The organism is Streptomyces agglomeratus (genome assembly GCF_001746415.1).
In the GTDB taxonomy this organism is placed as follows: domain Bacteria; phylum Actinomycetota; class Actinomycetes; order Streptomycetales; family Streptomycetaceae; genus Streptomyces; species Streptomyces agglomeratus.
Genome location: NZ_MEHJ01000001.1, coordinates 4,795,994 through 4,807,929 on the forward strand (window position 1 = coordinate 4,795,994; position 11,936 = coordinate 4,807,929).

Annotated in this window: 11 protein-coding genes; 7 read left to right on the top strand and 4 right to left on the bottom strand. The window is 70.9% G+C overall.

Translation table 11 applies throughout. The features are described from left to right. Positions 1-14 precede the first annotated feature (14 nt). On the bottom strand, positions 15-668 hold the full coding sequence (locus AS594_RS20910; RefSeq protein ID WP_176733105.1) for a tellurium resistance protein: 654 nt from the start codon (positions 666-668) through the stop codon (positions 15-17). Positions 669-868: 200 nt separating this feature from the next. Here AS594_RS20910 and AS594_RS20915 point away from each other — a divergent pair, with 200 nt between their 5' ends. From AS594_RS20915 to AS594_RS20935, 5 genes are read left to right on the top strand one after another with little or no spacing between them, the layout of a single operon-like run. Beyond that, positions 869-2,137, top strand: coding sequence for a methyl-accepting chemotaxis protein (locus AS594_RS20915; protein WP_240509061.1), 1,269 nt, complete (start codon positions 869-871; stop codon positions 2,135-2,137). Beyond that, a complete protein-coding gene (locus AS594_RS20920) occupies positions 2,134-2,622 on the top strand; it encodes a hypothetical protein (RefSeq protein ID WP_069928492.1) in 489 nt (162 codons plus the stop codon). Before AS594_RS20915 ends, AS594_RS20920 begins: the two co-directional genes overlap by 4 nt. 24 nt (positions 2,623-2,646) lie before the next feature. Further along, entirely contained in the window at positions 2,647-3,312 is a 666-nt protein-coding gene (locus AS594_RS20925; protein WP_069928493.1) for a vWA domain-containing protein, read from the top strand. Positions 3,313-3,320: 8 nt separating this feature from the next. After that, complete coding sequence (locus AS594_RS20930) at positions 3,321-4,460, top strand: protein phosphatase 2C domain-containing protein (protein WP_069935214.1); 1,140 nt, start codon at positions 3,321-3,323, stop codon at positions 4,458-4,460. Beyond that, a complete protein-coding gene (locus tag AS594_RS20935) occupies positions 4,457-5,410 on the top strand; it encodes a hypothetical protein (protein ID WP_069928495.1) in 954 nt (317 codons plus the stop codon). Before AS594_RS20930 ends, AS594_RS20935 begins: the two co-directional genes overlap by 4 nt. Before the next feature lie 129 nt (positions 5,411-5,539). Here the strand turns inward: AS594_RS20935 and AS594_RS20940 are convergent, their stop codons facing one another. After that, complete coding sequence (locus tag AS594_RS20940; protein ID WP_069928496.1) at positions 5,540-6,796, bottom strand: LCP family protein; 1,257 nt, start codon at positions 6,794-6,796, stop codon at positions 5,540-5,542. A gap of 108 nt (positions 6,797-6,904) precedes the next feature. Between AS594_RS20940 and AS594_RS20945 the strand changes: the two genes are divergently transcribed. Continuing rightward, positions 6,905-7,459 (top strand): acyl-CoA thioesterase, encoded by a 555-nt coding sequence (locus AS594_RS20945; RefSeq protein WP_069928497.1) that lies wholly within the window; start codon positions 6,905-6,907, stop codon positions 7,457-7,459. A gap of 65 nt (positions 7,460-7,524) precedes the next feature. Here AS594_RS20945 and AS594_RS20950 read toward each other — a convergent pair whose 3' ends face one another. Further along, complete coding sequence (locus AS594_RS20950) at positions 7,525-8,952, bottom strand: LCP family protein (protein ID WP_240509062.1); 1,428 nt, start codon at positions 8,950-8,952, stop codon at positions 7,525-7,527. 126 nt (positions 8,953-9,078) lie between these two features. On the opposite strand from AS594_RS20950, the gene AS594_RS20955 reads away from it, so the two are divergent. Then, positions 9,079-10,116 carry a glycosyltransferase family 2 protein gene (locus AS594_RS20955; RefSeq protein ID WP_069928499.1) on the top strand — a complete coding sequence of 346 codons (1,038 nt, stop codon included), beginning with the start codon at positions 9,079-9,081 and terminating at the stop codon, positions 10,114-10,116. A 69-nt stretch (positions 10,117-10,185) separates the two neighbouring features. Here AS594_RS20955 and AS594_RS20960 read toward each other — a convergent pair whose 3' ends face one another. After that, a complete protein-coding gene (locus tag AS594_RS20960; RefSeq protein WP_069928500.1) occupies positions 10,186-11,889 on the bottom strand; it encodes an LCP family protein in 1,704 nt (567 codons plus the stop codon). Positions 11,890-11,936: the final 47 nt, after the last annotated feature.

Sequence of the window (11,936 nt, forward strand, 5' to 3'; positions counted from 1 at the left end):
CGTTTCCGCGTCCGTCAGCGGCGCCGCTTCTCCATCGTGGTCCAGGACTCGATGCCGAAGCCGTACGCGTCGTTGATCTGCCGGTGAGGAGCCATCACCGGCCAGCCGGTGAACCAGCGGACCTCCCGGCGCACCGAGAGTCCGCCGTTGTCCGGGGCGACCAGGGCGACGGCGCAGGCAGTCGACCCCGGGGGCGAGTCGTCGAGCAGGATGCGGCAGCCGTCGCCGGAAGGCGCCGTGACGGTCGCGACGGCGCCGAGGTCGCGGAAGTCCGCCGCACCCTCGTAGATGTAGACGAAGAACAGCAGCCGCTTGAAGGCGGCGCGGTGCTCGATGCTGACCCGCAGCGTCTCGCCGTCGGAGGACTCTCCCGTCCGGTCGTCGTGGTCGAGGGCGACGTACGGCGGTGAGGTGAGCGAGCCGTAGTCGTCCCCCAGGGACTGCACCACCGTCGCGGAGCCGTCCGTGGACGACACCAGGCAGCACAGGTTCAAGTCCGCCCCGGCCTCCGGCAGCCAGTTCAGGTTCGCCTGGAGCACGCCCCGGCCGGCGATGCGCGCCTGCGGATCGGCCCTGGTGAGCAGGGTTGGCGGTGGCCCGTCGGGGCGGACCGGATTACGCGGTTCCCGCAGCCGGATCACTCCGCGCGGACGGTTGTCGGTGCTCATCGGGCAGGCCCCCCAGCCGGCAGGTTCCATCGGAACGCGGGACAGGATTGTATGTCTGGCGTGAGGGGCGTGGGGTACGCTCTGCGCCCACGGCAGCACGTTGCGTGTGTACCGCCGTGAGGGGGCGAAGGCGCTTCGTGATCGCTGGGGAGCGAGAGGCGCGCGGTCGGCGCCCCCTGGGTTCTCTCATGGGGGTGGGCATGCCCGTAGGGGCTTTGGCGGACCGTCATACGGTCGGCCGGCAGATCAAGGATCTCGCAGGGGAACCGGGACTCGTCCCCCGGCGGACCGAACTCGCGGCTCTGGCCGACGCGTTGCACTCGACGGACGCGGCCGGGCTCGACCCGTGGGCCGACCTCGACCTGCTCCACGCCTACGCCAGACCCGAGAGCGTCACCCCGGTGGCCGGAGCCGGGGAGGAACACCGGGCCTGGTCGTGGCTGGAGGCCGTACTCGGCGCGCTGGTCTTCGTGCCGCTGATGCTGACCTGGTACGGGCTGACCCAGGCGTCCAGCGCCTACGAGGCGCTGACCGGAGCCGATCCCAAGGCGGCTGCCAGGCCGTTCCTCCAGTTGTGGCAGTCCGGCTTCGAGGGACACCTGACCGGCGCGTTCACCTTCGGTCACGTGGCGATGGGCGCGACCGTCGCGATCGTGCTGCTGTTCGCGCTCGTACTGGTGCACGGATTCCGGCGGTCCGCCGTGACGCGCCGGGAGGAGCACGCGCAGCGGGAGGCGGACCGGCTGATGCGTCGCCTCGTGCCGGTGCTGACCCAGGCACAACTGGTGCTGAACGTGCACCGCATGGCCTCGCCGCAGCGGTTCGCCGCCGAACTCACCGGCGCCGCGGCCACGCTCAACCGCCTCGGTACCAAGTCGGCCAAGGCGCAGAAGGATCTGTCCGCCGCGGCCGAGGTCGTGGGAGACGCCGTTCAGCAGGCCGAGCGCCGTCTCGCCGGTATCGACACCTCCGTGCGGCCCCTGGAGGACGCGGCGGGACGCATCGAGGAGGCGGTGCGCGGCAGCGGCAAGGAGATCGAGGCCGCCGTCAGCGGTAATGGCGTCATGGTGTGCAAGGCGCTGGAAGATGTGCGGAGCACCAGCGGCGACGTACGCGATGTCCTCGACCGGGCCGGTGACCGCGTCGAGGACTCGGTCACAACCCTCGCCGCGTCGCAGCGCTCGTTCACCACGGGCATCGAGGTGGCCTCCGACGTCACCGCGCAGGTGCTGGCGCGGCTCGGTGACGTCACCGAGGAGTCCGCCCGAGGCGCTGCCGAATCGCAGGCCGTCATGCGTCAACTGGCGGAACAGAGCGGCTCGTTGCGCGACCTGGCCGAGCGGTTCGCCCAGCTCGTGGACGCGCTGCGCGCCGTACCCCTTCCGGCTCCGGAGCCGTCGCGCCGGAACGGCGTGGTGCTGGAGAAGCTGCCGGAGGACGCGCCTGCGTCACTGGCGGACACGCGGTGAGGGCGCCGCGGTTCAATCCGCTGCACCTGGCCGGCTGGCTCTTCGCGGACATGCTGCTGGTCCTCGCCCTGGTGGCGATGGGCGACCAGGGCGACCCCCTGGCGGCCGAGGCGGCGGTGAAGCCCTCCGCCTCCGCCTCCGCGAAACCGAAGAGGCCGCCGAAGGCCCCGAAGCACACGGGTCCCCGCGCGGTGGTCAACAAGCCCGTGAAGGTGTCCATCGACGCCGCCCCGGGCGACAAGCGGCGCATCGAACAGCGGCTGCGCGCGGTGACCGCGCCGCACAAGGACCGCCGGGCAGCGTTCGTCCTCACCTTCGGACACCATGCCGAGCCGGGACCGGGGGGCGAGTACGCCCACGAGGTCAACTCCCTGCTGAAGAAGGCGCGTCCGGGCATGTTCGAAGGCGCCACCACGCGCGACTTCTGGAAGGGCGGCACCTCCGCAGGGCACGCCGACATCGAAATTTACTTCTACACCTACTGACCGGCACCCCGGAGGTACGAGACCGTGCAGATTCTTCCGTTCTACCTGCTCTGTGACGAGTCGGGCTCGATGTCGGGCGACCCGATCGAAGCGATCAACGAGGCTCTGCCCGAGCTGCATCACGAGATCAGCACCAACCCGACGGTCGCGGACAAGACGAGGTTCTGTCTGATCGGCTTCTCCAGCAGCGCCAATGTGCTGCAACCGCTCGTGGACCTGAGCGACATCGACGAGGTGCCGGCCCTGGCGGCCGGCGGGCTCACCTCGTACGGGGACGCGTTCCGTACGCTGCTGCGGTGCATCGAGGCGGATGTGGCGGCGCTGAAGGCACAGGGGCACGAGGTCTACCGCCCGGTCGCCTTCTTCCTCTCCGACGGGATTCCCACGGACGACGGCTGGGAGCAGGCGCACAAGGAGCTGACCCAGTCCCGCTTCTGCCCCAAGATCATCGCCTTCGGGATCGGTGACGCGGAAGCGGCGACCATCGGGCAGGTGGCCAACTTCCGTGCCTTCATCCAGCAGGAGGCCAAAGTGTCACCGGCGCAGGCGCTGCGCGAGTTCGCGTCCAGCCTGACCCGTTCCATCGTGCGGTCGGCGAGCAGCATCGCCGCCGACGGAGGGTCCGGCTTCTCCCTCGCCGTGGACGAGACCGTGCCCGGCTTCTCGACCGTTTCCCTCGACAAGCTCTGAGGACGACGATGCAGCAGGAGTGGGTGGACGGAGCCGGGGCCGGGGCGGGAGCCGAGGAGCCCGGCGATCCGTTGCACGAGACCTGGCGGTCGGTCGAGTCGGTCGTGTCCCCGTCGGCAGCAGCCGCCCTCGACCCGGTGGACCTCGTTCAGGCCCCCGGCTCGGAGCCCAACCCGGCCGACACCACGGGACCGCCGGTGCCCGACGCCCCGCGTCCGCCGGTGCCCGACGCCCCGCGTCCGCCGGTGCTCGACGCCCCCTGGCACAGCGGGAACAAGCCGCCCATGTATCCGCCCGTCCCGCAGGGTCTGCCGGCCGCCGGCGGCGACCCGGACGCCGCGGTGCTGCCCGACATCGTCGTCGACGGTGCGCAGTACGGCCCGCTGACCGTACGGGCCGTTTCGGTGCGGGGCGACTCCCACCGGTATCTCGGCGAACCCCGGCAGGACGCGCTGTGCGTGACCCGGATCGGCGGTCCCGGGGCGGGGGAGATGCTCCTGCTCGCCGTCGCGGACGGCGTCGGCTCCGCGCTCCGCTCGCACATCGGCTCCAACGAGGCGTGCCGCCTGGCCGCCGCCTACCTGGACCGGGTGGCGGGCAACCTGTTCACCGCGCTGGAGGCCGGTGACGGTACGGCGTTCGCGGAACTGGCCGACCACGTGGTGGGGCAGATCGCCGTACTGCTCACGGACCGTGCCGTACGCGCCGGACACGACCCCGGGGCGTACGCCACGACTCTGCGGGTCCTCCTGGTCCCCGTCGACCCGGCCGTGCGCACCCGCGGCTTCCTCGCGGTCGGAGACGGCGGTACGTCGCTGCTCCGCGACGGCGCGTGGCAGCTGGACATCACCGGCGAGGAGGACGAGGGCTCCGGGATGATCGACACGCGTACGGCCGCCCTGCCGCTCGCCCGCACCGCCGTGACGCGCCTCGTCGGCCCCGTCCGCCCCGGCGACGTCCTCGTGCTCTGCACCGACGGGCTCTCGACGCCCCTGGCGGGGGAGCCGCGGATGCGGGAGTTCCTCGGCGCGGCGTGGGGGAGCGGCGCGGTCCCCGGTCCGGCCGACTTCCTCTGGCAGGCGCAGTTCCGGGTCAAGTCGTACGACGACGACCGGACCGCGGTGGTCCTGTGGGAAGGCGGCGCGTGAGCGTTCACGACGGTGCCGACATGCCGTACACGTCCCTGAAGCTGCTGGCCAAGGTGGGCGACGGCGGGCAGGGAGAAGTACACGCGGTCGGCGGTCCCGGCAGGCTGCTCTACAAGGCGTACCGGGAGCCGCACAAGGTCGACGGCGCCGCACTCGGCGCCCTGGTCGCCCTCCGCCAGGCACTGGCGCCGGCCGACCGTGACCGGCTGGACCGCGAGACGGCGTGGCCGCTGTGCAGGGTCACGGACGGGGGCCGGGTCACCGGCTTCCTCATGCACAGGGCTCCCGACGCCATGAGCTGGCAGACGTCGAAGGGGAGCAGCAGGCTCGTCGAGCTGACATACCTGCTGCACCAGCCGAAGGCCGCCTGGCAGTCGGTCCCGCAGCCGTCCCCGGCGGAGCGGTACACCCTGGCCGTCGTGCTGGTGGAGCTGTTCCAGTGGCTGCACGCGATGGGGCTGGTGATCGGGGACGTGTCGCACGCCAACGTGCTGTGGACCCTGCGTCCGGCCCCCGCCGCGTACCTGCTGGACTGCGACGGTGTGCGGCTCGCGGGGCAGCGGCCGGTGCTCGACCAGGCGGACACCCCCGACTGGCACGACCCCCTCGCCCCGCCGGGGACCGTGTCCGTCGACAGTGACCGCTTCAAGGCCGCGCTGATGATCGGCCGCGTACTCGCCCAGGACGCCTACGCGACTCCGGGCAGCGCGCTGAAGCTTGTTCCGGGCGTACTGGACGACCGCCGGGAAGCGGCGGTGTCGCGCCTGTGGGAGCAGGCGGCCGGAGCGTGCGGGAGCCGCCCGGACCTGGGGCAGTGGCGCACCGCCCTGGCCGGCCGCGACACGATCAAACTCATCGCGGCCAGGCCCGCGCCGCGTCCCGCCGTCGACCGGTCGAAGTTCGACGGCGACAGGCAGCGCCGACGGGGCACGATCAGCCTGCGGGACTGAGGCGGAACGGCCTGGGGGTCGGGGCAGTACGGCCCGCCCGGACCGGGGGCGGCACGCCCGGCGGGACCACGGGCAGTACGGCGGAGGGGCCCGGACGGTGATCCGTCCGGGCCCCTCCGTCATGTCCTGCTAGTTGCCGGTGACCGTGACCTTCTCGTCGTTCTTGAGCTGCTTCATGAGCTGCTCGACCTTCGCCTTGTCCCAGACCAGGTTGCTGCCGTTGCTCCCGGAGATCGGCATGTTCATCGACGTACCCTCGCCGCCCGTGACGCCCTTCATCGCGAAGAACATCTGGCCCAGCGACCACAGGCTCATGTCCTTGTCGACGACGAGCGTGTCGAGGCCGGCGCCCATGGTCGGGTAGAGCTTGAACGGGTTCACGATGGTGCCCGGCGTCGCCGTCTGGCTCGCCAGCGCCGCCAGGAACTTCTGCTGGTTCTTCGTACGGTCCAGGTCGCTGCCCGCGAAGGCGGAGCGCGTACGGACGAAGGCCAGCGACTGCTCGCCGTTCAGCGTCTGCTTGCCGGCCTGGAAGTCCGCGCCCGACTTCTTGTCCTTGAACGCCTTCGGAATGTCCATCTCCACTCCGCCGATCGCGTCCACGATGTTGGCGAAGCCGGCGAAACCGATCTCGACGTAGTGGTCGATGCGCAGGTTGGTGTTGTGCTCGACCGTGCGGACCAGGAGCTCGGGGCCGTCCTCGGCGTACGCCGCGTTCAGCTTCACGCGCCGGCCCTGGCCCGGGAACTTCTTGCCGGACTCCGATCCGACGAAGGACGGGATCTCCACGTCGGAGTCGCGGGGCAGCGAGATGAGGGTCGGGCCGTTGGAGCCGTCGTGCAGGATCATCATCGAGTCGGTCCGCTTGCCCTCGGCCGACCCGGTGTGCAGCTTCTTCTTGTCGTCGGAGCTCATGCCCTCGCGGCTGTCCGAGCCGACGATCAGGTAGTTCGTGCCGTCACCGGCCTCGGGGCGGTCGATGACCTTCGCCAGGTCGACCTCGCGCTTGAGCTTGCCGTCGGCCCAGAAGTACGTACCGATGGAGACGGCGAGGAGCACGACGACCAGCGTCAGTGATCCGACCTTGATCCGGCGTCTCCAGTCCGGTGCCGGACCCACGCGCGGTCCGCGCGGCGGCCGGCCGCCGCCGCCGTAGACCTGGCCGGTGTTGTATCCGTCACCGTGGGAGCCCTGGCCGTAGCCGTCGTCGTAACCCTGCGGCTGCGACGGCACCGGGCGGTGCACCGGAGGCACCGGGGCGGCAGGCGGCGGCACCTGGCCGCGCTGGACATGCCTCATCACCCGCGCGCCCTCGGGCTGCGTGCCGCCGCTGCCGCGTCCGTGCGGGTCGTTGCGGTCGTTCCATCCGTCCGGCCAGTCGCTCATGCGGACCAGTGTGCAGGCTGGGGGTGGGCCGCTTACAGGGTGGGTGGGAAAACGGGGCAGGGCTGTTGCAGAGCTGATGCAATGCGCCCCGCGCATAAGGTGGAGGGCATGACAGATCAGCCCCAGCACCCGGAAGAACACATTCCGGGCAAGCCCACCGCGGCTTCCCGCACCACGCTCAGCCACATCATGACGGGCAGCGACACCAACCTCCTCGGCACGGTGCACGGCGGCGTGATCATGAAGCTGGTGGACGACGCCGCGGGCGCCGTCGCGGGCCGCCACTCCGGCGGACCCGCCGTCACCGCCTCCATGGACGAGATGGTCTTCCTGGAGCCGGTCAGGGTCGGGGACCTGGTCCATGTGAAGGCCCAGGTCAACTGGACCGGCCGGTCGTCGATGGAGGTCGGCGTACGCGTCCTGGCCGAGCGGTGGAACGAGTCGACGCCCGCCACCCAGGTCGGCAGCGCCTACCTCGTGTTCGCCGCCGTCGACGCCGACGGCAAGCCCCGCCGCGTCCCGCCCGTCGTACCCGAGACGGAGCGCGACCGCCGCCGCTACCAGGAGGCGCAGATCCGGCGCACGCACCGCCTCGCGCGGCGCCGCGCGATCAAGGAGCTGAGGGACAAGCGCGCGGCCGAGGGACTGGACATGGAGAGCTGATACGGCCTGTCACAGGCAGACGATCGACCTAGGGGCCCGGTGGCCGGTGGCGGTGACCGTGCCCGTCACGGGCAGACCACCTGGTCGCCGGTGACCGTGCCGAACCGGCCCTGGTACGGATCGTCCGCCCGCACCGCCCGCACCCCCTTGAAGTCCGTGCCCGCCATCACCTTCATGAGCGCCCCCTGCCCGTCCACCGCCCGCAGCTCGCACCCGGGCAGCGCCGCCCGGAGCGACTTCGCCGAGCGGTCCCAGCGCGGGTCGTACGTGACGAGCGTGCGCCTCACGTCGTGCCGGTCGGCGTCCTCGGGAAGGCGGGTGGTCCGGAAGCCGGTGGAGCGCAGCCCGTCGTCCACCCGCTTGCCCAGGCCCCGGGTGAGCGTCCCGTTGTAGACCTGTACGGCGATCTGCTGCGGCGGGACGTCGACGAGCGTCGCCGTCTTCTTCCGCCGCAGCGGGGCGAGCGGCTTGTCCTCGCGCAGGTACTCGAAGAGCTTCCCGGCCTTCGCCTCGTCCCACTTCACGGTCGAGCCGATGCTCGCGACGGCCGGACCGGCTCCGGCGACCGGTACGGACGTGAACTCGGAGGACGCGGGAGTGAAGCCCCGCATCGCCTGACCGAGGGTGAGCATCTCCTCCGTACCGAACCCCTTGTCCGCCCGGACCGAGCCGAGCAGCGTGGACGTCAGCTCCCGGAACTTCACCGGGTTCAGCAGGACGCCGCGGGTACCGGCCTTGGCGATGAAGGCGGCGAGGAAGCGCTGCTGGCGCTGCATGCGGCCGAAGTCGGAGGCGCCGTCGATGTGCCGCGAGCGTACGTACTGAAGGGCCTGGCCACCGTTGAGCCGGTGGGTGCCGGCGGGCAGGTCGAGGCCGGTGTAGCCGTCCTTGAGCGGGCGGACGGTGCAGACCTCCACGCCGCCGATCACGTCCACCGTCCGCATGAAGCTGGTGAAGTCGACCTCCACGTAATGGTCGATCTTCACCTTCGTCATGTGCTCGACGGTCCGTACGGTGAGGCCGGGACCGCCCTCCGCGTACGCCGCGTTGATCTTCGCGGGGTGCTTGTTGTGGTGCTTGCCCGTGACCTGGTCGGTGTGCTCGGGCACCTCCGCGTAGCTGTCGCGCGGCAGGCTCACGATGCTGGCGCGCTTCCTGTCGGCGGAGATGTGCACCACCATGATCGTGTCGGTGCAGTGGCACGGTTCGCCGCCCAGCCGGTACTTCCGCTTCTCCTCCCGCGTGATCCTGTCGCGGCCGTCGGTGCCGACGAGCAGGATGTTCGTGCCGTGACCGGCCGCCGGGCGGTTCTTCATGTCCTTGAACGGATCGACCCGCTCAATGCCGGTGTCCATCCCCGAGACGACCGCGTGACCGATGCCACCCGCGCACAGCACCAGCACGGAGATCGTGGTGAACAGGCGCATCGACCACCGCGGGCGCTCGTCCTGCCTCCGACTGCGGCCCTTCTGCGGACGGGGCGACTTGGGCACGTGGGAAACCTCCGCGAAGGCAAGGGGGGATCAGCAGCAACGTAAGCCCATACGATCAACGACCCCGCGCAGCGACGCGGCCGCCGCGCGACCGTGTCCCCCGTTCGCGGTAACGTGACCCCTGATATGAACGCCACACCCGCAGTCTCCGTGATCATGCCGGTCCTCAACGAGGAGCGGCATCTGCGCAACTCGGTCCGCCACATCCTGGAGCAGGATTACGACGGCGAGATGGAGGTGGTGATCGCGATCGGCCCGTCCTCGGACCGGACCGAGGAGATCGCCGCCGAGCTGGTACGCGAGGATCCCCGCGTCCGCACCGTCCCGAACCCCACCGGGCGCACCCCGGCCGCGCTGAACGCCGCCATCAAGGCGTCCCGGCACCCCGTCGTGGTGCGGGTCGACGGCCACGGGATGCTCTCGCCGAACTACATCGCGACCGCCGTCCGCCTCCTGGAGGAGACCGGCGCGCAGAATGTCGGCGGCATCATGCACGCCGAGGGCGAGAACGCCTGGGAGGAAGCGGTCGCGGCCGCCATGACGTCGAAGATCGGCGTCGGCAACGCGGCGTTCCACACGGGCGGCGAGGCCGCGCCCGCCGAAACCGTGTACCTGGGCGTCTTCCGCCGCGAGGCCCTCGAACAACAGGGCGGCTACAACGAGGAGTTCATCCGCGCCCAGGACTGGGAGCTGAACTTCCGGATCCGCGAGGCGGGCGGCCTCATCTGGTTCTCGCCCGAACTCCGCGTCCAGTACCGCCCGAGGCCCTCCGTCAAGGCCCTCGCCAAGCAGTACAAGGACTACGGCCGCTGGCGGCACGTCGTCGCCCGCTACCACGCCGGTTCCATCAACCTGCGCTATCTCGCGCCGCCGACCGCCGTCTGCGCGATCGCCGCGGGCATCGTCGTCGGCGCCGCGCTCACACCGTGGGGCTTCGTCGTCCCGGCCGGCTACCTGGCCGCGATCGTGGCGGGCTCGGTCCCGGCGGGCAAGGGCCTTTCGCTGAAGGCGCGGGCGCAGATCCCCGTCGCCCTGGGGACCATGCACATGTCGTGGGGCTTCGGCTTCCTGACCAGCCCGCGCTCGCTCGCGAAGAAGGTCATCGCGAGCCGCCGCCCGGCGGTGCGGACGGCCGGGGCCGAAGAGGCGCGGACCCAGGCGTAGTACGTACGAGACGAAGCCCCGGGCCACGCGGTGTCCGCGCCGCCCGGGGCTTCGTCGTCACCGCACCGGCTACCAGGTGAAGCCCGGCTGCACGTCCATGCATGCCTCGTCGTTGTCGCCCTTGAGGGCGCGGGCCGACTTGAGGGCGTCTTCCTTCGCCTTGCCGTCGTCCTTCGCCGACTTGGGGTACGTACTGCCCGTACGCCAGTCCGCCCCGACGACCAGCGTGACGCCCGAGACCTCGGTGGACTTCTTCGCCGAACTCAGCGGCAGCCCGAGCGACTTGGCGACCGCCTGCGCGTCACCCTCCAGGTCGACGCTCGGGTAGTAGACCGTCGTCCGCTCCTGCGGGCTGCGCTGAATGTCCGCCTTGGCCTCGGTGAAGCCCTTCTCCACCAGCACGCCCGCGACTTCACGGGCCCGCCCTGTCGCCGCTCCCAGGGCGTCGGTGTACGTGCCGTTCTGCACCATGACGCCGATCTCCGCGTCCGGGGCGGCCGGGTCCTTGGACTCCTTCGGCTTCTGCTTCTTCGAAGCCTTGCCGTCCAGCGGGGTGTCCTCGCGGATCATCTTGAAGAGCAGCTCCGCCTCGTCCGGCTTCGGCAGGACCCTGTCGCCCGCGGGCACCGACGGCATGGTCGTCATGGTGATGCGCGACGTCGGGACCTTCTTGAGCTCCTCACCGAGGTCGTACAGCTTCTTGACGGTGTCGAGCCCCGGGTCGACGGTGAGCGCCCGGGTGGCGGACTCGGCCAGCTTGCGCAGCTTGTTCGGGTCGCTCAGCTTGGTGTTCTTCTTCAGCTCGCGGACCATCGAGTTCATGTACATGTGCTGGCCGTGCGCACGGGCGAGGTCGGTGCCGTCCTCGAAGCCGTAACGGGTGCGCAGCCACTGGAGGGCCTGCTCGCCCTTGATGTAGGTCGTGCCCTCCTCCAGCTTCAGGCCCGAGCCCTCGCCCTTGCTGTTGCGGGAGTGGACGTTGTCGGTGACGCAGACCGGGACTCCGCCGATGGCGTCCGCCATCGAGACCACACCCGAGAAGTCGATCATCATGAAGTGGTCGATGGTGATGTCGGTCAGCTTGTACCAGGTGGCGACCGTGCAGCCGGGACCGCCGCGTCCCAGGCTCTCGTTGGTCAGCCTCGGCCTGACGGTCGCCGGATAGGACTCGCCGGTTTCCGGGTCCGTGCACTTGGGCATGTTCAGCATGGTGTCGCGCGGCATGCTGATCACCGACATGTTGCTGCGGTCGGCGGAGACGTGCAGGAGCATCTGTACGTCGGCGAGCGGCGGGCCGTCGAAGGTGCGCTTGGCGCCGCCGAGCCGCTTGTTGGCGTCGGAGTTACGCGCGTCCGAGCCGATGAGCAGGATGTTCAGCGGGGTCTGGCCCGCCGCGTTGGCCTTGTGACCGGCCATCGGCTTGTCGCCGAGGTTGAGGTCGTCCTTCTTCAGGATGCCGTTGAGGTGGCGGTAGTAGAGGTATCCGGCGCCGGCCGTGCCGAGTATCAGCAGGGACAGTACGGCGGCGACCCAGCGCAGTACCCGCCGTTTGCCCCGTCTGCCGTGCCGGGAGGCGCTGCCGCGCCGGGACGTGCTGCCCGGCCGGCGGGGCCGTGGCACGGGCCCGTCCGGGGCCGGGCGCGCCGGAGCGCGCACCGCGCCGCCCGGTGCTCCGTCCGGCCCGCCGTCGTGCGGGCTGTCGCTCCCGCCGCCTTCACCTGCGTCCGGAACGCGTCGCCGCGTCCCCTCCCCACGCACGCTGTTCTTCCCCACCCCTGGCCCCCCTGCCGTTCAGGCGCGCCGCATGGTCCGGTGACCCG